This window comes from Caballeronia sp. LjRoot34 (assembly GCF_964253815.1).
Lineage (GTDB): Bacteria > Pseudomonadota > Gammaproteobacteria > Burkholderiales > Burkholderiaceae > Caballeronia.
In genome coordinates this window covers 273,560-294,573 of record NZ_CAXUSB020000004.1, presented here as the reverse complement: position 1 = coordinate 294,573, position 21,014 = coordinate 273,560, and the positions used below count along the sequence as shown (strand labels likewise).

The following is a 21,014-nucleotide window of genomic DNA, read 5'->3' as shown; positions in this document are numbered from 1 at the left end:
ACACGCGGGCGGCGGCTATACAAGCTTGCCTCGGGGCGCAAAGCCCAATCGATTCAATTGAGATTCAAAAACATCCGGGGCTTGAACGATTCGATCTTGCCAAACATTGGAGGCACAAATCTCGAGTTGAGCCTTCGGCGACATTAGTTTGCAAACCAAGGCGAGCAACCTGACCATGACCTCGAACGACGGCTCATTCTGATCATTTAAGCGGGAAGGACCTCTCCGGCCGAGTTCTGCTTCAGCGCGCGCAACTCGCTGTGCCACTATGAGCGCCTCTCTCTTGAATGGCTGTGCCTTGACGAGGGCTGCATCCTGTTTTAGATGGATACTCTCCGCCAAATTTTAGGATTACTAATTTTTGACCTATGACTGGCTCACGAGGCGCATACGGTACCGACTTCTTTCTGATTGCGGTAACGACACATAGATCGTCACGTTTGCGTTGTCGATAGTGCGCTTACCGTGAGCGAGTGCGTTAGTTTTCGGATGTTGACTTCGGATGCGAGATGGCGCAACCCTCGCCTCCTCCGTGCTTCTTTCCCTTGTGTGGCTCATGATCGTCCCCCAGCGACCTTAGATTTTTCGTTACGGATATCAAACAATCAAACCGTATTGGGTCGCATGAAAATCAATGGTCCAGCCCAAGAATGAGAGATCTGCATCCTTAGATAGCGAAGTACACATCGCGTCTCTTTCGTCCGACCACCACAACTATGATCTGACCGCTGCGGATACGATGTCACTTAGGATGCGGTGCGCTCGCGTGAGTGTAGTTGCTCACTCCCCCGCCGCCTCTGTGCTCTCCTCTAGTCTGCGGACCAAAGGCTGGCGGATTTCGAAGACTTTCTCGATGGCGAAGGGGCGCAGCAAGCGGCTTCAAGGTTACTTCTCTAGACTCTGCGACCAGCAATCAGTTCGCGGCATTGGGTTGCGCAGCCACATCTTTTCGAACGCCGGCGCATGTGGCCCGAAGGAGCTGTTTCATGTCCGCGAGGCGTGCGGAAATAGCAGCTGCCGGGGCCGGTTTGATGTTGGACCTGGCGCCTTCCTTCGGAGCGCTCTCCGCGCGAACGCTAACGCTGGCGACCGAAGGTAAAGACGTGCATTTCTCGGCAAACGCAGCGTCGTGTGACGGTGATGCGCTCAGCAGGCGACCGGCCCGGAGTGCTGCGACAAAATCCGGCTTCCAGCCGGCCGCGGACACGCGAGCGCGGGGTTCACGGCAATCGCGAATAGCGATCTCGCAGCCATCCGCAGAAATCTCAAAGCGCCGGTTGATGGCTTCGTCGAAAAAGACTTGTCCGGCGTGGCGTGCTACGAGATCGTCAACGGCTTTGATCTCATTCAATCGCGTGCGTCGTTCGTGAATCTTTGCGTAATGGGAGCGAAGTTGGTGACCAAAATCGACTGGCGAGCGGAGCAAAGACCGGAGATAGCTGATGGGGCGTTTCGCCGCGCTCAGGTGTTCCCAGGTTACTTCGACCACTTCGGTCAGAAGCTTGCCGTGTTGCTTTGCTTCCCGCATGAGTTTGAAAACTAAAAATTTATGAAAACCCAAGCTCAGCAGACGTTGAAGGTCCAGCGGGAGCGTTCCTGGTTGTCTCTTTTGATTCTTAGGGAATAGATCCTTATATATACCTCCGTCTGCCACGGTGGCAGACGGGCGGATGAGTAAAGGGTCCTGTTGGGCATCGGCTTCTGAATTCTGTGGGCTGGCGCCTGTGGATTTCGACGTTTGTGCCAAGGCTGGCGGATTTTTCTCTTCGACGAATCCCAGCAGCTCGGCTGCTTTTTCCGTGAGATGAATATAGGCACGTCCGAATAGTCCCGCATCACCATGGCGCTTCTGGGGGGCTCGCACGATGAGGCCGACTTCGGCTAGATCATCAAGACTGCGGTAGAACGTGCGCATTGACTGCAGTGCGCGACCGGTGAGGAGTTCGCGACGGGCGAAGATAGCGGCGTACGGCTTTTGCGCGTCGACGGTACGTGCGAGTGCCGCGAGGAGGGCACGTGAGCGTGAAGGAATGGCTGCAATGTGATTCGCGCGGTGCGCTGCCCGGAAGACTATCCAGGGTAGGTTGGAGCGATCACACGCGAAGTTATCAAGCGCCTCACTGTCGAGGTTTGGAGAGTCTATTTCGAGCGGGGAGGGGCGATCGTTACCCTCGCCAGCAACGAAGCGTTGCGCGATAAGCATAGTCATGCATCCATTTGAAAAAATGGAGGACAAACGCTTGACTGCCGATCGCTATCCGCTACACTTCGAGATGTGAGTCCTTACCCGATTTGCCGTCGGGGAAGTGAAGCAGCAGGGTGAGCAACAGCAAGCCCAATATTCAGAAGCCTTCGGCGCCAACCGAAGGCTTCTGTTTTTCCAAGTCTGATTAAATCATCTCGATTCTCTTGATCCAAACCATAAGTGGTTGATTTTAAATAAGTCTCACCGTGAGACTATCGCTTCGACCCTGAGAAATTTGCCAGCACAGCGTGAATCGCCTCTTCTGCTGCAACTCGCGCCTCCTCGGAATGAAAGTCGATTCGAATCGTCTCCTTTGCCCCGATTACTTTGCAATAAACCTTCGCACCCTGACGGAAGGTCACCGGTGCTGCTCGGACCGGTTTGGCCGGCGCGGCCTTATTTTCCTTGGCAAGTCGAACCGCCGCCTCCTGAGTAATGCTCCCTGTAGAGAGGGCTTTGATCGCTTGCACGACCGCGTCGGATTTCCCTTCTCGCGAAAGGGAAGCTAGCGCCATCGCTGCCTTCCCACCTATACACGAAGGCTTTGTTTCGATGATCGCAAGCGCGTCTCGCGGAAGGTCTCCAAACGACATCCACCGAGAGACCGAACCTTCGTCCGCTCCGGACTCGCGAGCTAATTCTTTCTGTTGCTTTCCGGTTTGTTCCAGCAACTTCTTAAACCCCAAATACTTTTCGTAGTCGGTGAGATCGGGCTGAAAAAGATTGGCGTACAGCGCGCTCGCTTCGGTTGCAGCGTCATCTGGTTCCTTGAAGAAGGCAGCCGGGATGCGCTCTCTGCCCAACTCACGGAAAATCGCGACACGGTTATGACCAGAAACGATTTCGTACCCGCCCGAATCCCTTGCGCGAACGGTGATGGCTTGCACGAGCGCGTTTTGGCGGAGGTTTTCTCGGAGTTCCGAATATTGCTCCACCGTCAGCCTGCGCCGGCGTCCTTCAACTTCGTGCAGTTCTGATATGGCCACTTCGCTAACGCCCCCGTTCCGCAATTGTTCGCGCAACTCTTCGTTCTCTTGAGACATTGCGCTAAGTTCACGCTCCTTCTCCGCGAGGAAGGGGAGCGATGACATAAGTTGGCCGGGAGCCGTCTTTGGACGGGCCGGTCCATCATCGAGTGTTTTGGGGACTCTTGGATTCGCCCCAATCGTGGCAGATTTCGCAGCCAACCTATCTTTAATGCTCATGCGACCTCCGCATCTGATAGCCACAACGCAACCAATTCCTGGTCAATCAGCTCAGCCAGACGGTCATACGCCTCCCGGGCGCGCTGATACGTCTTCAGACTTCCTTCATATCTTGAAATGTCATAGACCGTGCCGAACTCAGCCGCTGCGCTTTGTGTCACCGTCGTGGTCGGGATTTCAACCGGCAGAACCAGCCCTTCATAGGTCTTGTTTATCCATTCCCTAACAATGTGGGTTGCAGCTTGGCTGTGATCCACTTTCGCAAGAAGGACATGAATGAAGTCGAAGCTCTTATCTAAGTGAGGGGCAACCTGCTTCATGCTCTCGGACAGATCGGACAGCAAACTCCAAAACTGTGTTGAAGATGCGTAGTCCAGCGCGCTTGGCGGCGTAGGCACAATCAAGCCGTCCGCAGCCATAAACGCATTTATGGTCATGTAGGACAAAGCTGGGGGCGTGTCGATGATGATTACATCGTAGATATCCAACAAAGATTCCATTCCTTTATTAAGCACATCCCAAAACTGGAATGAAGAATCCTTGGATTGCTTAAATGGAAGGAAAAATTCCGCGCCAAATAACGCCGCGCTCGCTGGAATTAGGTCAATACCGTCCCAGTAAGTCGACTGAACCGCGTATTCCAAATTACTAGCGTCGCCGTAGATGAGTGGCAGGACCGTTTGTTCATCGGACACTTCACTATCTGCAAGGATCCCGTTCAGTGCAGACAGCGAAGCCTGCGGATCCAAGTCGATAATTAGCACTCGACGCCCAAACAGGGAAAGTCCCTGCGCAAGAGTCATCGCGGTTGTAGTCTTGCTCACGCCACCTTTGAAGTTTCCGATTGCAATCTTTTTCCCTTTGACTCCCGTCGGTCGTTTTGTAAACGGCGCAACCTTATCAATCCAGACGCGTGCCTCGGCCAGCGAAAACTCGCGGCTACGGCCGCTTCCATGCAAAGTTCCTTGCGGAAGTTCGGATTCAGCGCGGAGAAAATAATTGGCTCGTTGACGGTCGATTCTGCAAAGAGCTCCGACTTGGGCAGTCGTGAAGACAGGCGGGTTCTTTCGCGGGTGCGGCGCGAGCATGCTTTCGCGTACGTCGACCAACATGCCGCTGGCGTTGTCGGCGATGGCTTTTATCGCGGACAACGGCATGCGCTTGGGCACGTGTCTCACTTGAGGTTTAATCGATACAATCGGCTTCTCTGCACGTGCTCGAGCAGCAGTCGTCATTCTGGACTCCGTGTCAAACTGGTCAGCCAAAAGTTCTTCGCTGGATGATTTAGTGAACGCTCAACGAAAAAAAACACGCTGAGCGTTTAATTTCCCAAAGCGTACTCAGTAAACTGACCATTCGCAAGTTAACTTTGCAACCGTTGAAGGCTGCCAGAAGCGCAGTACCACTGGCTCTCCGCGATTTATTTGAGGTAACACGTGAAGTCTTCGAGGGTTCTCGATTGAAAGGGCTTCTAGTCACATGAACGGCTGGGCGGATCGATCTATGGAGAAACTCGCGTTGGACGTGTAATGACATTGCACCGGTCTGTGTCATATGCAACTAACTGTCTCCCGCCAAGGCGACCGCAGCAACAACACGGTTAATTTTCGATGGCGGAGAAGGCCCGCTACTTGTCATCAGAGAGGCGCGGCATTCGAGTACTGTATAAACATACAGCCTACGAGAAAGCCATGGAATAGTGGGTACGAGTGCAAAACGAGCGCGACCGCCAGGTGCTGGCATGGCGGCGTGAACGGGTAAGGGATGCAGCGATCGTAGCGGCGGCGCAGGCCTGCACTCGCGGCGATTCGAAACCGTATTTATCTGTGATCTGCCGACAACTCGGCCTGTCCGTTCCCAGGCTCATGAGCCACTACGTGAGTACGGATGCTGCGGGGGAGCGACACTTGGCGGCGATCTACGAGATCTTGCGCTTGCATTCACCTGACGCGCACGCTGCCCGATGATTTGAATTCGCCCTAGCGGGTTTAGCGCGATCCGAGCGTTTTTGTGGGACGACCTGCTCTGATAATTACATATTGGTGGGTCGGCCAACTGAATTCCAGCGTGGGGACTATCGCGGCGGCACAGCCAAACTGGTTGCATGTTTGAGCGGCACGGGCCATGTGAAACTACTGGACATTATCGCTCATAATGTTCAGTAGTTTGCCCGCCAGCCCAAGCATCGCGGGGTTCTACTGCCGACCAGCACCGGCCCGCGTTCGTTGATAGGGAGTGGTGAGGTTTGCTGACCAGCGCGCCGGACCGAGTACCGAAGCGAATGGAGTTGTCGGCTTTTGCCTTAGCATCCGCAACTACGACCGTGAAACAATCGACATCGAAATACGACGACGCAAAAGCCATATCCAGCATGGACCCGAAGCATTAAGCGCAATAATGTTTCACGCGTCCGCGAAGCTTCTTTGGGCCCGATGCGACTGCAACGGCAATTTTTGCGCTGGCGAAGGGCGAAATACCCACCGCATAATGCGTTTGTACTGGATAGGATGTAAAACGTATTAATCACTACGTCCCGAAGGAGGCCTGGTCGGCTGGGCCGATGGCCGCAGACGATTCGAGCTTCGACGTTGCCAACGGACTTTTTCGAAAGGGCAGGGTGGACGACGACGCGGCGATCACCGATACGATCTCCAGCATGTTGGCGAGCTCGTCGAACTGGTGCTCTTTGCGAGGGGAGAGGGATCGCCAAGCTACATCGTCGCGTGCGATGCTAAATGGTTGATGCAACGCGGGTGAGCATGTCACGGATCGCCACCCTGTCCTTTACTGAAGACGGCCGTCGCTGAATCTCGCGCAATTCATGCAACCGTTTTTGATCCCATCAAAGGCTGACAACTCCGCTCTGTCATCGAGGTGTGAAGGCCCTTAATGCCGCGACAGCGCTCCCCCGCCGGGTCCCCGACGCAAACTTTCCCCGGGTCACGCCAAAACGGACGGACATTTCTGTATCACTTTTAAAACAACCGACAAATGCTTATGCGATCACGGTTTCAAGGTCGCAGATACAGGTGTTTCAAATGGTGTTATAGAAATCGGATGCGCCTCCAGTAAGGCATTGAACAGACGAAAGCGTTTGCGTGATTGATCGGACGGATAGCGCCGGTTCGATCAGGCACTGTTCAAGACTGAATCAAAAACGTTCTCATCCCCACTGTGCGCTACTGCATATCCTAGGGCGCTTCATGATGGCATTGGGTTTTACGCCTACTGGCACGGTCCTCGCTATATGTGTGGTGCAGCACTAGCCAATGTCGAAATTCAAAATCAAGCAAACGACTTTGGCAGAGCTGCTTACGGGGCTGGTCGCAATACGTCTTCGATGGGTGCCGTTAGATGCATCACGGGACGCGGGGTGGACCAGAATAAAAATACGGCGCACAGCGCACGAATCAGAGAAGAAAAACATGTTGACTCTTCAATCCGACCTGCACGGCAATCATTTGTTAGGAGCGCTTCCGGCGCACGAATGGCAAGCGCTTACGCCGCACCTGGAACTCGTTCAGCTCCGTACGGGCCAGTTGCTTTGCGATTCAGGACAGCGCATCCATCACGTGTATTTCCCGACGACCGCCATCATCTCTTTGCTTCACTCGATGGAAGACGGCAGCTCGGCCGAGATCGCAGCCATCGGCCGGGAAGGCATGACCGGCGTTCCTATCCTGACCGGTGGCGATACCATGCCGACCCGCGTTCAGGTTCAATGCCCAGGCTTTGCTTATCGCATGAGTGCTAGCGCCTTGCGTGAGCAGTTCAATCGCTCGGATTTCCTGCGCCGCCTGATGCTGCTTTACATGCAAGCCCTGCTGACGCAAATTGCGCAGACCGCTGCGTGCAACCGTCACCACTCGCTGAGCAAGCAGTTGTGCCGCTGGTTGCTGATCGAGATTGACCGCACGCCGTCCAACGAATTCCACGCGACGCAGCAGATGATCGCGGACATGCTGGGCGTGCGTCGCGAAGGGGTCACGGAAGCGGCCGGAAAGCTCCATGACGCCGGCCTGATCCATCACAGTCGTGGTTGCATCAAGGTGCTCGATCGCGCAGGTCTGGAAGCCCGGGCGTGCGAATGCTATGGCATCGTCAAGCGCGAGTTCGACAGGATGCTGCCGCGCGTGCGCCAGACTGAGGAAGTCTGCTAAGGGTTGTCCTGTTGCCGCGAAGGTCTGGTTGTGTGGATAGGTGAATGAGTCGAGAGGGCGGGAGGTCGTCGTCCTCTCAGTGCCGAACAGGTACGACTGCGTTTCGATCGGCTACGCGAATTCGGGTACTGACTTTTGTCCGTCGAGCATATAGGTCTCCTGTTACGTGCAGGGAGCTGCCGTGCGAGGATCACCTCGGATTTTCGTCGAAGAATCCGACAGCCCATATTGTCACGCCTGAGATCGCGTTGACCCATTCGGACAAAGAATCGATTCCACCCGAACCGTGTGTATCGACGCGATCCATGTCGCTACTAGGCACACGAGCGATTTGGGTTCTTCTGAGTTAGTGCGCACTTCCCGCGCGGACATGTCGAAAAATCGACGTGAAACTTCATCGTCAACGAGTTGATGCACGCTGCGTATTTAAGCTGGGCTCGATGCATCCGCACAATATTATGCGGATGCCGAAGGTTAGCCGCGGTCAGTCGACTCAAATGCGGGCGCAGGGCGCTCCCACCGTAATACCGGCGCTGCCTCGCACCAACGAGGTATGACCGATGCGGTATCCTCCGGACCTTGCAGGTACATAGGTTGTCTTTCGCTTAAATCGGAGAACGCGAACATGAACAAACAGGAACTCATTGATGCAGTGGCCAGCGAAGTGGGCATCGCGAAATCCGCCGCAGCAGAAACGATCGACGCATTTTTGGCGACCGTGACGAACGCGGTGGTCAAGGGCGACCCAGTTCAATTGATCGGGTTTGGATCTTTCAGCACGGGCGCGCGTGCGGCCCGTGCGGGTCGCAACCCGAAGACTGGTGAGGCGCTTCAAATTGCGGCGTCAACGACCGTCAAGTTTACGGCCGGCAAAGCGTTCAAAGACGCAGTGAACCAGTAGAGCGTTAAACGCGTTTTCCGCCTGCGCGGGTCGCAGGCGGTGGCAATGAGCTCGGCTTGATACCTGCGGGCTCACACTAGAACAATTGATCGTCGAGCAACCTCAGATTTTTCCACTTCACCGCGCTGCGTCGCTCGACACCATCGGCGTGCAGCGAACGGATCATGACGCGCTCGCCCCGTACCTCACCCAGCACCTCAGCAATTCGGTCGCCGTACCGCACCAGCGCACCGCGCTTGGGACGTGTCTTCAGGAGGAGGCGGCCGCGGGAACTGACACGTTTGTTGCGCGGCATGACTGAAAAGTGAATGCGTGCATTGGAAGGGAGACCGCCCGTTAATCCGATTTCGGTCGAACCAGTGGCGACACGCCGGTGCCGGCGAGGAATTGACGCAGTTGCTTTTCGGCCTCCACTACTCGGTGCATCGGCGCCTCACTCAGTTGCTGGTCGTGCAGCGCAAGCAAGCGTTCGATCACGGGCGCGTCCTGGTCGCTGATCATCCACCGGGCACTTTTCGCGGCCACCGCTAGAGCGTTTTCGAACGCCGCCTCAGCGCGTTCGTAGCACTCAAACGGCAAATCGCCATACCCCATGCGCTGAAGGAAGTAGGCCATATAGACCGAACGGACCAGTTCGTTGATCTGATGCCGGTTCGCACTGTCGCCTCGGCAAGCAGCCAGCGCGAGGTGGTGGGCGAGTGACATCTCGCGTGCCGATTGCGCCGACATCGGTAGCAGCAACGACTTGCTCAGAGGTTTTCGGTTGGCACCGGGCCGGGTGGCTTTTCGCTTGGTTCCTGCCATGCGCATTTCGAGGCAAAGTTCAGAAAATTTGGGTCAGCCGGCTGTCGACATCTGGGCTATCTACTGGTCGTCGTTGGTGCGCGAGGGCGGAGCCGAACCGGCACGCGTTCTAGTTGGCGGCGGATATTACTGTAAGTTCCCGGTGTCTACCATTTTCATCACTTGTGCTGGAGGGCCTCCCGTGAATCGCACACGGTACCCGTGGATGAGGAGCCCTCACGTCTCTATCCACGTTTGGGGTAGAGGCCCTGTCGCGAGCCGCATTTTAGCGCAACAGGGCACGCGACCACCCGACGCGGAAGGGCAGTGAGCGGCCAGTTACGGCCAGTCGACATCGCTGCCTAGATTGTTGACAATCCCGCCGTAGATCCGGGGACATTTCGAGCAGCGAGATCAATGCGACATTAACCTATTTTACAGAACGCCCTCTCTTATTTTCGCCATCTGATAGACGTTCACATACTGTCCGTTTCTAAATGCATAAGCAATCAACTCCCCCTCGATTTTAAAGCCTTGTTTTTTGTAAAGCGCTATAGCTCCATCATTGTCGACATACACCGTTAGCTCGACGCGCCTTATGTTCAGCCAATTCTCGGCAAGGTCAATTGCACTACTCAATAATTTGGTGCCCACCCCTTGGTTCTGATACGCGTCTTTGACGGCCATTCCAACGGTGGCGACGTGTTTGCGACGCGGATTCTGCATCGTCTCTAGGCCGATTTGCCCAACTATCGCCCCGTCAACTTCGGCGACCAAGCTATGAAGACCCTGCGGTAAGTCACTCAAGTGTTTCTTCCATTTTTCGACGGACGGAAACGGCAATTGCAACGTGCCGGAATAGGCTTTAGGGCCCTCATAAATTTGCTGTATTGAATCGATGTCGGCCTCTTTGCTGTGTCTTATTGTAATCTCTTGCATATGTAATCTCGCGGTACCGATTAGGAAAAATTAAGTGACCAACCAACGTCCAAGGCTTCGCCCGTCAATGGAAGTATATCCAGCGATTGTTCTTTTTCACAAATAACGGCGTCCACGCCTACGTTCACTTAACTCTCGCCTGTACACGAAGGGGCTGCTATAAATGAGGTAGCCTGAATTTTCCGGACACTCCTTTTTGATAAACTTTATCAATGGGAGCACACATGACGAAACCAAGAACATACACACCAGAGCTTCGTGAAGAAGCTGTAAAGCTTGTGCTTGCACAGGGCCTGACGCTAGATGAAGCGGCGAAGCGAATTGCCATTCCGATGGGGACTTTGGCCACTTGGGTCAAAGCAGCCAAGCTTGGCAATGGCGCCGTGACGGCGCCAGGCGGTCGCACGGTTCCCGAATTAGAAGCCGAGGTAGCCAGACTACGCAGGGAACTGGCGGAGACCAGGATGGAGCGAGATATCGTAAAAAAAGCGGCAGCGTATTTTGCGCAGGAGTCGCTGCCAAATACGCGGTCATGAATACGATGCGACTCGATTATCCAATTGCTGTCCTGTGCCGTGCCTTTAAGGTTTCGCGCAGCGGCTTCTATGCCTGGTCAAAAGGTAAGCTGTCTCCACGTGCGCAGGTTGATGAACGCCTGAAAGTCGCCATCAAGGCTGTGCACAAGCAGAGCCGCGAGACCTATGGCACGCGACGCGTGCAGCCTGAGCTTGAGGCACAAGGCTTTATAGCCGGGCGCGACCGCATCGCCCGCCTGCGCCGAGAGCTGAATCTGCGCTGTAAGCAGAAGCGCAAATTCAAAGCCACGACGAATTCGAATCACAACTTGCCTGTCGCCGACAATCTGCTGAACCAGACGTTCGCGTCAACGCGGCCAAACGAAGCCTGGGTGACGGACATCACCTATTGTGCCACCGACGAGGGATGGCTCTACGTCGCCGGCATTAAGGACGTCTTCACCTGTGAGTTGGTTGGATACGCCATGGGTGAGCGCATGACACAAGGACTCACGGCGCAAGCCCTGTGGCGTGCTGTGCGCAACAAACGCCCCGAGAAAGGCTTGATTCATCATTCGGACCGTGGAAGTCAATACTGTGCTCATGACTATCGGAAGCTGGTTGAACAATTCGGCATGCAGGCCTCAATGTCGCGTAAGGGGAATTGCTTTGACAACGCTCCAGAGCGCCGACGAGTCCGCGCAATCAAGTACCGACATGTCTTATGGACAAGTACGTCATGTGGCCGACTCACCAACTCAAGCCACATCGGACACGTCCTATGGTGGCGTCTTCAACATTCATAGTGAGACCGGGAGTCCGCATATTCGAACTTGCTCCACGGGGATTCAATGTAACGGTACCTTTGGACAATGAGGCACTGCTGACGTAGGGGTGGTCGTGTCTCGGTACGCACGATTTCCTCTTTGCGTGCGGGCCGCGAATGAGTTACGAAAATCGAGCACTCGATTGGGGTGCGAGGAGGCCAACCCCTAAACCGTTCCGTTGCAATTCTCATCGCTCTCATCACAAGCCTTGAAGATGAGCGAGTAATTCCTCGTTTTTTAACGATGTAGCACTAGAAAGGAGACAAGTGATGAAAGCAGCCCTTAAACCTGCGCTCAGGGTGGTCGGCGCAGCAGCTGTCGCGTGCGCGGCACTGAACGCGTCGGCCGCGACGGTGACGATCGCGACCTTGAACAATCCGGACATGATCGAACTGAAGAAGCTGTCGCCGGCGTTCGAAAAGGCCAATCCGGACATCAAGCTCAACTGGGTGATTCTCGAAGAAAACGTGCTGCGCCAGCGCGCCACTACCGACATCACGACTGGGAGCGGCCAGTTCGACGTGGTGACGATCGGCGCCTACGAGACGCCACAATGGGGCAAGCGCGGCTGGCTGACACCGCTCACGAACCTGCCCGCCAGCTACGATCTGAACGACGTCGTGAAGACGGCCCGCGACGGGCTCTCATATAACGGCTCGCTGTACGCGTTGCCGTTCTACGTCGAAAGCTCGATGACGTACTACCGCAAGGACCTGTTCGCGGCGAAGGGCATGACGATGCCCGATCAGCCGACCTATGACCAGATTCAGCAATTTGCCGACAAGCTCACCGACAAGGCCAATGGCGTCTACGGCATTTGCTTGCGCGGTAAGGCCGGGTGGGGCGAAAACATGGCGTACGTAACCACGCTAGTGAATACCTTCGGCGGCCGCTGGTTCAACAAGAAGTGGGAGCCGCAACTGACCTCACCGGAATGGAAAAAGGCCATTAACTTCTACGTCAACCTGCTGCAGAAAGACGGCCCTCCGGGAACGAGTTCGAACGGCTTCAACGAAAACTTGACGCTGATGTCTTCTGGCAAGTGCGCGATGTGGATCGACGCGACGGTGGCGGCAGGGATGCTCTATAACAAGGAGCAGTCGCAGATCGCCGACAAGGTGGGCTTCGCTGCCGCGCCGATCGAAGTCACGCCGCGTGGTTCGCACTGGCTGTGGGCCTGGGCGCTGGCAATTCCGAAGACGTCGAAGCAGAACGCAGCCGCGAAGAAGTTTATCGAATGGGCCACCTCGAAGGACTACATCGAGATGGTCGCGAAGGACGAAGGCTGGGCCTCGGCGCCTCCGGGAACGCGTCAGTCGACCTATGCGCGCCCCGAGTACAAGGCGGCGGCTCCGTTTGCCGACTTTGTGCTGAAGGCGATCGAAACGGCGGATCCGAATCACCCGACGCTTAAGCCGGTGCCATACACCGGTGTGCAGTTCGTCGGCATTCCTGAGTTCCAGTCGTTCGGTACCGTGGTGGGCCAGAGCATCTCGGGCGCGCTCGCTGGACAGATGACGGTCGATCAGGCGCTGGCAGCCGGGCAGGCCACGGCCGAGCGCGCCGTGCGTCAGGCGGGCTATCTGAAGTGAAGCAAGCCGGATGACGCCAGCCAGCCGGGCCTTGCAGCACCACGGGCCGTCATGTCGCTATCGTTCCGCTCGAGCCACGTGCGGGTGGCTCTGATGTGATGGACGGCTCTGTCGGGTTGATGGGAAGGCGGCGGTCGAATGAAGTGATGAAGAAAACGAAATCGCTTTATCACGGTCACCGCTTCCCCGCCGTTGCCATCAGCTGCGCGGTTCGCTGGGATTTCCGGTTCAGCCTGAACGAGCGCGACATCGAGGAGTTAATGCTCGAACGTGGTGTCGTGGTCAGGTACGAAACGATCTGTTGCTGGCGCGACAAGTTCGGCGCTGGATTCGCCCATTGCGCCAAAGCGGCGCGGCGCAAGCCGCGCAGCACATGGCATCTGGACGAAATGTTCGTGACGCTGTGTGGCGAGACATATCTGTGATGGCGAGCGGTCGACGAGCATGGTGCCGAACTTGACGTGCTGGTGCAAAAGAGGCGCGACAAGGCTGCGGCAAAGCGCTTCTTCCGGGGCGGATGCGTTCAAACCCGGTGCCGCACAGAATCGTTACCGATCAGCTGCGCAGCTATCCAGCGGCGAAGGCTGACATTCCCGAGCTCGCTCATGTGAAGCACGTTTTCGTCAAAGCGGCTGCACGCGTGAACAACCGTGCCGAGGACAGCCACCAGCCGACACGCAGGTGCGAACGCCAGATGTGCGGTTTTCGCGATGCGCGTCGCATGCAGGCATTTCTCTCATGCTTCGGACCAATCCGGCAGCACTTCGCGTTGCCCAGACATCAAATGAACGCGGCATGTCGTCGTACCGCACTCAAGGAACGGTTCGCCACATGGCATGGTTGGACTGTTACTGATGCAGTCGAGAAAGCTATCTGATAAGGATAACTATTATTCAGCTATACAGGTAGTCTAGCCTGCCAACTTGAGAGAGCCCAAGGCGGTGTACCTCGCGTACTTCAGGTGGCCGGAAACGCAGGCCAAGCTCGGTGCGGTTATGTTCCGTTCTGAGATAGCCATGCGATAACCCCCTTTCAGGGGCCGGGACGTGATTCTGGGACTTTTTTTGGGGGGAGGCGGCTGTTCCGCCGTTATCGCTGGTTTTTGCGCTTGCCGGCGGCACCGTCCAAGAATGCAAAGTGCTCGACCTGCAAGTGCTCCGGCATCGACGGACGTCCAGCAACCACTCCGAATCTCTTTCGTCTGGCTTTTCGGTTGCGTGTCCTATTCGTCCATGCGGAATCGCTTCGTGGCGGATGTTTATCGGACGCCTTGCATGAGACCACAGGCGGCGAAGACCGTTGTCACCCGATTGTCGGTCTGGAAAAGCAAAGAACAAGGGGCGCAGTGCAAACCGGCCCCCCTCAGCATAAGATATCTAAATTGGGAGCGTATACTCGCCCTGCGAATCTGCGAACTCCAGTGAAAGATCACGCTGTCTGGCTGGAGCGGGTGGCGATGGTAGAGCACGTCGCCCCCTCGACCGTTCACCGTCGCGGGTGCTCGCACAACAAACAAGCTAAGGCCATGTCTACTCCGCCCACTGCAACGAGCTCGTCGACAGTCTGTGTAGCCCACACCTCGACGGCGGCTTCGGCAGATGGCCTCACTGGCGATGAAGCTCGTCGGCGGTTGGCAACGTCGGGCCCGAACGCGATCCCCGATACGTCGGCGAACCCGTTGCGCATGGCCCTAGAAAAGTTCTGGGCGCCCGTTCCGTGGATGCTCGAAGCTGCCATCGTGCTCCAGTGTGCACTGGGGAAATTCGTCGAAGCTGGAATCATTGCCGGTCTGCCTGTTTTCAATGCTGCACTCGGTCTATTCCAGGAAAGCCGTGCCCAGGCGACGCTCGCTGCGTTGAAATCACGGTTGGCCCTGACCGCGTCGGTCAGGCGCGATGGTACCTGGCTGACTATACCCGCCGCTGAATTGGTTCTAGGAGACGTGGTCAAGCTGTCGCTCGGTGGTGTAGTTGCTGCGGATATGCGGCTCATCTCTGGAGGAGTCTTGCTCGACCAGTCAATGCTCACTGGCGAATCAGTGCCGATTGAAGCTGGCGTAGACGCGCAAACTTTTGCCGGCGCGCTGGTACGGCGAGGCGAGGCGGTAGCGGTGGTCACCGCGACCGGGGCGCTCACCAAGTTCGGCCGGACCGCCGAACTCGTCCGTACCGCCCACGTAGTGAGCTCCCAGCAAAAGGCGGTTCTGCGCGTAGTGCGCAATCTCGGGGCGTTCAATGGTCTTGTCATCGCAATGCTGGTGGTCTATGCCTACTTCCTCAAAATGCCAACTGCAGAGATCGTCCCGCTTGTGCTGACGGCGGTGCTGGCATCGATCCCGGTTGCGCTTCCGGCAACCTTTACTCTTGCGGCCGCGCTTGGCGCTCGGGAGTTGGCAAAGCGTGGCGTGTTGCCGACGCGTCTCTCCGCGGTGGATGAAGCGGCGACCATGGGCGTGTTATGCGCCGACAAGACAGGCACCCTGACGCGCAATGCGCTCGCGGTCGCCACCGTCTGGCCAATGCCAGACTTCGATAAGCAGCGCGTCCTGACGCTGGCGGCACTGGCGAGTGCAGATGGCGGACAGGATCCTGTCGACGGGGCCATTAGGGTTGCGGCCTCGAACAACGGGGTTTCCGACGTGCCTACATTGATCAAGTTCACACCATTCGATCCGACGAAAAAGATGTCAGAAGCGATAGCAACAGATTCGGCGGGGGGCACACAACGGATTGTAAAGGGGGCCTTCACTTGGGTCGCAGGGCTCGCAGAACCATCACAGACTGCGGACGCGGCGGCGAACGAACTTGAGGGGCAGGGCTTCCGGGTTCTCGCAGTCGCGGCGGGATCCGGGGCGGCGCTGAAGCTCGCGGGGCTGGTCGCGCTGAGCGATCCACCTCGTTCAGACTCAGCAGCGCTCGTGACGGAATTGCACGGATTGGGCGTGCGAACGCTAATGGTGACGGGAGATGCGGCGGCGACCGCAGCCGTTGTGGCGCGCGCGGTGGGACTCGATGGCGCCACATGTCCGCCCGGTCCAATCCCGGAAGGGTTGCAACCGACAGCGTTCGCGGTCTTCGCTGGCGTGCTGCCTGAGGACAAATACAAACTCGTCAAGCAGTTCCAGGCGGGCGGACAGATCGTCGGTATGTGCGGCGACGGCGCCAACGACGCGCCAGCGCTGCGCCAGGCGCAAATTGGAATCGCGGTGTCGACGGCGAATGACGTCGCCAAATCGGCCGCGGGCATGGTGCTGACTGAACCTGGGCTCGGCGGCATCGTTGCGGCAGTGAAGGAAGGGCGGGTGACATTCCAGCGCATCCTCACGTACACGCTGAACTCAATTATCAAAAAGGTCGTGGCAGTACTTTTCCTGGTACTCGGCTTGATCATGACCGGGCACGCCATCCTGAACCCGCTATTGATGGTAATTGTGATGATCACCGGCGACTTCCTTGCCATGTCGTTGACGACGGACAATGTGCAGCCTTCGAAGTTGCCGAATGCATGGTGCATTGGCAACCTTACGATCGTGGGTGTTCTTCTGGGCGTTTGCTTGTTGACCTTCTGCGTTGGAGTGTTAGCCATCGGCAAATTTGAGATGGCCCTCGGAAGCGACGAACTGAGAACCGTTGCCTTTGTTGTCCTGGTGTTCGGTAGCCAGGCGATGCTCTACGCGATTCGTGAGCGCCAGCACATATGGGGCTCCCGGCCGAGCCTCTGGCTCGTCGTATCGTCCGTTGCCGATATTGTGATCGCATGACATTGGCTATCGGCGGGATCGCTATGACGCCTCTGCCGGTTTCAATGGTGGCGGGCGTGCTTGCCGCGGCTGCTGCTTTCGCTTTAGTCATGGGCCTGGTGAAGGTCCCCGTATTCGCTCACTTCAGGGTCGCGTAGAGCGTTATCCGAGCCTTCCCGGGTCTCAATATTGCAATGTGGTGGCGTTAGTCACGAGAATCGATCGGTGGAGGTGATGCAGCGGGAGAGGTCGGGATCGGGTACCTCAAACGATGAAAGTGACTCGGGTTGGCCGCGCAGACTAGAGGATACGAATGGAAATCAGATCAAGCGAATTTCGCGTGCCGGAAGGCGATGAGGTCAACTTCCGGAAGTGGCCAACGAGGATAAAGCCCATATACACGTCGAAGGAACATTATCAAAAGCTACTCGGGGAGCACGTCGCGCAGCTTAGCTCGCTGCAACAGCTTCTCTATGCGTCCAACCGCTGTGCCATCCTGCTGATCTTCCAGGCAATGGATGCGGCGGGCAAAGATGGTGCGATCAGGCACGTGATGTCTGGGGTCAACCCCCAAGGCTGCCAGGTATTCAGCTTCAAGCATCCCAGCGCCACCGAACTTGAGCACGATTTTCTCTGGCGCACCACCCGTGATCTACCGGAACGCGGGCGGATCGGCATCTTCAACCGATCCTACTACGAAGAGGTACTGATTGTCCGTGTGCATCCCGAGATCCTTCACGGCGAAGGATTGTCGGAGGCACTGCTCGATGAGAAGACAGTCTGGTACGACCGTTATCGCTCGATCGTGGATTTAGAAAAGCACCTACGCGTTAATGGGACCCGAATCATAAAATTCTACCTCCACCTCTCGAAGGAGGAGCAGCGCAAGCGGTTCCTAGAACGTATCGACGATCCGGAGAAGAACTGGAAATTCAGCGGTGCGGACATCGAGGAGCGGAAATTCTGGAAACAGTACATGGCAGCGTACGAGGCGTGCCTCAGTGCGACTAGCACCCGGGATTCGCCCTGGTATGTCGTTCCTGCCGATGACAAGGAGAACGCGCGCCTGATCGTGTCCCAGATTCTGCTCGATGCACTGGAAGAACTGAAAATGGCTTATCCAACAACGACCGCAAAGCGACGGCAGGAATTACAGGCTATCCGCAAGCGGCTCGCGAAGTGACCGTGAAGTTGTGTCCGCGCATCTGTATTGCTTCTGACGCTTCATGCGACTGCATAGTCGCATGAAAGGGCGCCACGTAGCCGAAGTGATCTGAATCGACGCGAAACAAAGCGGCGAACGCTAGGGCGGGCGTCATTACGCTGGGTGACGCGCTAGGATTTGTCGGCGGTCACGCCCAGCCCTCCAAACTCGCCGCAATGGCGGTGATGTGGAAGACGGAGCCCACACCTGCGCCATTCAACGTTGCCGCTTGGCCTGTTGATTTGCACTGAATTCTGACCCACCTGACGCGGTAATTTGCATCGAATATTGACCCACGTAGAACACACTGGTCCGCTCAAGCGACGAGCGGGAGAACGGAGTGATCGACATGGCAATATTGAGCATCATTCGACGCTGGCACTATCGCGATCATGTCTCGTTGCGCGAGATCGCCAAACGCCTCGGCGTATCGAGAAACACGGTCAGGCGCTATATCCGCGCCGGCACTGTGTTGCCGAGTTATCCCGAACGTCAGAGCCCCAGTAAGCTCGATGGATTCGCCGCGAAGCTCGCCGATTGGCTGAACACGGAGGCCAAGCGACCGCGCAAGCAGCGCAGAACGCTCAAGCAGATCCACGGTGACTTGAGCGCGCTGGGTTTCACCGGCTCTTATGATCGGGTCGCCGCATTCGCGCGGCGCTGGCGCCAGGAGCAGCAGGAGCACGCACGAACCGCTGGGCGAGGCACCTTTGTGCCGCTGACCTTTGCGCTCGGTGAAGCCTTCCAGTTCGACTGGAGCGAGGACTGGGCCGTCATCAACGGCGAGCGCACCAAGTTGCAGGTCGCGCAGTTCAAGCTCAGTCATAGCCGAGCGTTCTTCCTACGCGCCTATTTACTGCAGACGCACGAGATGCTGTTCGACGCGCACCACCACGCATTCGTGGCGTGGGGCGGTATTCCGCGCCGAGGCATCTACGACAATATGAAGACCGCCGTGGACAAGGTCCGCCGCGGCAAGCTTCGGGACGTCAACGCGCGCTTCGGCGCGATGGTCAGTCACTACCTGTTTGATGCTGAGTTCTGCAACCCAGCGTCCGGCTGGGAGAAGGGCCAAATCGAGAAGAACGTTCAGGACAGTCGCCATCGGCTGTGGCAACGGGTGCCGGCGTTCGGTTCGCTTGCTGCATTGAACGACTGGTTGGCGGATCAATGCGTGTTGCTTTGGCAGCAGACCAAGCACCCCGAGCAGGACACGACGATCTGGGACGCGTGGTCGATCGAGCGCCCTCATCTCATGCCGGTGGGACAGGCGTTTGACGGCTTTGTCGAGCACACCAAGCTCGTCTCTCCAACCTGCCTGGTGAGCTTCGATCGCAATCGCTACAGCGTGCCTGCGGCATTTGCCAACCGGCCCATCAGCCTGCATGTTTATGCGGCCCAGCTCGTCTTCGTCGCCGAAGGTCAGGTGATCGCCGAACACGTCCGGTGCATCAACCGCAGCCATGATCGTGGTGAAACCATTTACGACTGGCGTCATTACTTGGCAGTCTTGCAGCGCAAACCCGGTGCATTGCGCAACGGCGCGCCGTTCGCTGAGTTCCCCGCGGGCTTTAAGCGGCTGCAAGCGATCCTCTTAAAGCACCCTGGCGGCGATCGGGAGATGGTCGAGATATTGGCGCTGGTTCTGCTTCACGACGAGCAAGCCGTGCTCACCGCCGTCGAACTAGCCCTCGAAGCAGGAGCGCCTTCCAAGCAAACAGTTCTGAACTTCCTGAGCCGGCTGCTTGATGGGGCACCAGTGCCGCCGCTACAGGCTCCCCAAGCCTTCGCCCTGCGGGTCGAGCCCGAAGCCAACGTCAGCCGCTATGACCGCCTGAGAGACCGGGAGGATCATCATGCAGCCTGACGCGATGATGGAGATGCTTAAGTCACTGAAGCTGCACGGCATGGCGCAGGCGCTAGGCGAGTTGGCCGCACAGGATTCGCCTGCCTACAAGTCCGCGTCTCTGGTGCTGGCCGGATTGCTCAAAGCGGAAATGGCCGCTCGCGAGGTACGCTCACTGGCGTATCAAATGAAGGTCGCTCGCTTCCCAGCATATCGGGACCTGAACGGCTTCGACTTCAAATGCAGCGACGTCAACGAAGCGACCGTGCGTCAGTTGCACCGATGTGAGTTCGTGGCATCAGCTCAGAACGTAGTCCTGGTCGGCGGACCTGGCACTGGTAAAACGCATCTGGCGACAGCGATCGGGGTACAGGCGATCGAACAAGATCGAAGCCGTGTGCGCTTCTTCTCGACCATCGAACTCGTCAACGCCCTTGAGCAAGAGAAGCTGGTGGGGAAGCCGGGTCAACTGGCATTGCGTCTGATGTATGCCGACGTCGTGATCCTCGACGAGCTCGGCTATTTGCCATTCAGCCAGAGCGGCGGCGCCTTGCTGTTCCACCTGCTGAGCAAACTCTACGAGCGCACGAGCGTCATCATCACCAATCTGAGCTTCTCGGAATGGGCAAGTGTCTTTGGCGAAGCGAAGATGACGACCGCCTTGTTAGATAGGCTCACGCATCACTGCCACATTGTGGAAACCGGAAACGATAGCTATCGTTTCAAGAACAGCACGACACAACCTAAAAAGGAGAGAAAAAAGACCCAAACACCCACTACCTAACCCCGAAAACCGGTCCAAAGGGTGGGTCAATATTCGATGCAAATCCTGGGTCAGGATTCAGTGCAAACCAACAGCCCAACTGGCTTCCGATACCATCGCTGATGCCACACTTAGTCTGACCACGTGTTGGTTCGTACCAACGGGTTATGTGACAGGAGATACTGTGAGAGCCTTGCTGATTGCAGCTGCAGTGGTTGCTGCACCGATACCGCTAGCGTTAGCTGTGGAGCTCGATCAATCGCCGGCGTCTTCCAGCTACCCGCCGCACGTTCAC

At 56.9% G+C, this 21,014-nt stretch carries 16 protein-coding genes and 2 pseudogenes; 11 read left to right on the top strand and 7 right to left on the bottom strand.

Annotated features, from left to right (window positions below; translation table 11 throughout):
* Window positions 1-913: 913 nt before the first annotated feature.
* The 4 genes from ACSQ36_RS41690 to ACSQ36_RS41675 all read right to left on the bottom strand — a co-directional run bounded on the left by ACSQ36_RS41690 (window position 914) and on the right by ACSQ36_RS41675 (window position 6,108).
* Window positions 914-2,203: a replication protein O gene (locus tag ACSQ36_RS41690; protein ID WP_436186737.1), complete on the bottom strand. Its 1,290-nt coding sequence runs from the start codon at window positions 2,201-2,203 to the stop codon at window positions 914-916.
* A gap of 254 nt (window positions 2,204-2,457) precedes the next feature.
* Window positions 2,458-3,450, bottom strand: coding sequence for a ParB/RepB/Spo0J family partition protein (locus ACSQ36_RS41685; RefSeq protein ID WP_436186736.1), 993 nt, complete (start codon window positions 3,448-3,450; stop codon window positions 2,458-2,460).
* The gene (locus ACSQ36_RS41680; RefSeq protein WP_436186735.1) at window positions 3,447-4,685 is read right to left on the bottom strand and encodes a ParA family protein; all 1,239 of its coding nucleotides are present in this window, start codon (window positions 4,683-4,685) and stop codon (window positions 3,447-3,449) included. Before ACSQ36_RS41680 ends, ACSQ36_RS41685 begins: the two co-directional genes overlap by 4 nt.
* 1,291 nt (window positions 4,686-5,976) lie before the next feature.
* On the bottom strand, window positions 5,977-6,108 hold the full coding sequence (locus ACSQ36_RS41675) for a hypothetical protein (RefSeq protein ID WP_436186734.1): 132 nt from the start codon (window positions 6,106-6,108) through the stop codon (window positions 5,977-5,979).
* A gap of 767 nt (window positions 6,109-6,875) precedes the next feature.
* On the opposite strand from ACSQ36_RS41675, the gene ACSQ36_RS41670 reads away from it, so the two are divergent.
* Window positions 6,876-7,610 (top strand): Crp/Fnr family transcriptional regulator, encoded by a 735-nt coding sequence (locus tag ACSQ36_RS41670; protein WP_436186733.1) that lies wholly within the window; start codon window positions 6,876-6,878, stop codon window positions 7,608-7,610.
* Between the two features lie 625 nt (window positions 7,611-8,235).
* Window positions 8,236-8,511 carry an HU family DNA-binding protein gene (locus tag ACSQ36_RS41665; protein WP_122181174.1) on the top strand — a complete coding sequence of 92 codons (276 nt, stop codon included), beginning with the start codon at window positions 8,236-8,238 and terminating at the stop codon, window positions 8,509-8,511.
* Window positions 8,512-8,587: 76 nt separating this feature from the next.
* On the opposite strand, the gene ACSQ36_RS41660 is transcribed toward ACSQ36_RS41665, so the two are convergent.
* The 3 genes from ACSQ36_RS41660 to ACSQ36_RS41650 form a co-directional block, all read right to left on the bottom strand.
* Window positions 8,588-8,806 (bottom strand): hypothetical protein, encoded by a 219-nt coding sequence (locus tag ACSQ36_RS41660; protein WP_436186732.1) that lies wholly within the window; start codon window positions 8,804-8,806, stop codon window positions 8,588-8,590.
* A 41-nt stretch (window positions 8,807-8,847) separates the two neighbouring features.
* The gene (locus ACSQ36_RS41655; protein ID WP_436186731.1) at window positions 8,848-9,315 is read right to left on the bottom strand and encodes a hypothetical protein; all 468 of its coding nucleotides are present in this window, start codon (window positions 9,313-9,315) and stop codon (window positions 8,848-8,850) included.
* A 414-nt stretch (window positions 9,316-9,729) separates the two neighbouring features.
* Window positions 9,730-10,233 (bottom strand): GNAT family N-acetyltransferase, encoded by a 504-nt coding sequence (locus tag ACSQ36_RS41650; RefSeq protein ID WP_436186730.1) that lies wholly within the window; start codon window positions 10,231-10,233, stop codon window positions 9,730-9,732.
* Between the two features lie 224 nt (window positions 10,234-10,457).
* Here ACSQ36_RS41650 and ACSQ36_RS41645 point away from each other — a divergent pair.
* The 9 genes and pseudogenes from ACSQ36_RS41645 to istB form a co-directional block, all read left to right on the top strand.
* Window positions 10,458-11,431, top strand: a pseudogene (locus ACSQ36_RS41645) (IS3 family transposase); the annotation flags it as partial.
* Window positions 11,432-11,844: 413 nt separating this feature from the next.
* Entirely contained in the window at window positions 11,845-13,167 is a 1,323-nt protein-coding gene (locus tag ACSQ36_RS41640) for an ABC transporter substrate-binding protein (protein WP_436186729.1), read from the top strand.
* Between the two features lie 146 nt (window positions 13,168-13,313).
* A pseudogene (locus tag ACSQ36_RS41635) lies at window positions 13,314-14,044 on the top strand (IS6 family transposase).
* Window positions 14,045-14,692: 648 nt separating this feature from the next.
* Entirely contained in the window at window positions 14,693-16,927 is a 2,235-nt protein-coding gene (locus ACSQ36_RS41630) for an HAD-IC family P-type ATPase (RefSeq protein WP_436186728.1), read from the top strand.
* A complete protein-coding gene (locus tag ACSQ36_RS41625) occupies window positions 16,924-17,064 on the top strand; it encodes a hypothetical protein (protein ID WP_436186727.1) in 141 nt (46 codons plus the stop codon). Before ACSQ36_RS41630 ends, ACSQ36_RS41625 begins: the two co-directional genes overlap by 4 nt.
* A gap of 155 nt (window positions 17,065-17,219) precedes the next feature.
* The gene (locus ACSQ36_RS41620; protein ID WP_436186726.1) at window positions 17,220-18,089 is read left to right on the top strand and encodes an ADP-polyphosphate phosphotransferase; all 870 of its coding nucleotides are present in this window, start codon (window positions 17,220-17,222) and stop codon (window positions 18,087-18,089) included.
* Between the two features lie 134 nt (window positions 18,090-18,223).
* The gene (locus tag ACSQ36_RS41615) at window positions 18,224-18,361 is read left to right on the top strand and encodes a hypothetical protein (protein ID WP_436187000.1); all 138 of its coding nucleotides are present in this window, start codon (window positions 18,224-18,226) and stop codon (window positions 18,359-18,361) included.
* Between the two features lie 98 nt (window positions 18,362-18,459).
* Entirely contained in the window at window positions 18,460-19,977 is a 1,518-nt protein-coding gene (istA, locus tag ACSQ36_RS41610) for an IS21 family transposase (protein ID WP_436186999.1), read from the top strand.
* Complete coding sequence (gene istB / locus ACSQ36_RS41605) at window positions 19,967-20,740, top strand: IS21-like element helper ATPase IstB (RefSeq protein WP_436186725.1); 774 nt, start codon at window positions 19,967-19,969, stop codon at window positions 20,738-20,740. Before istA ends, istB begins: the two co-directional genes overlap by 11 nt.
* Window positions 20,741-21,014: the final 274 nt, after the last annotated feature.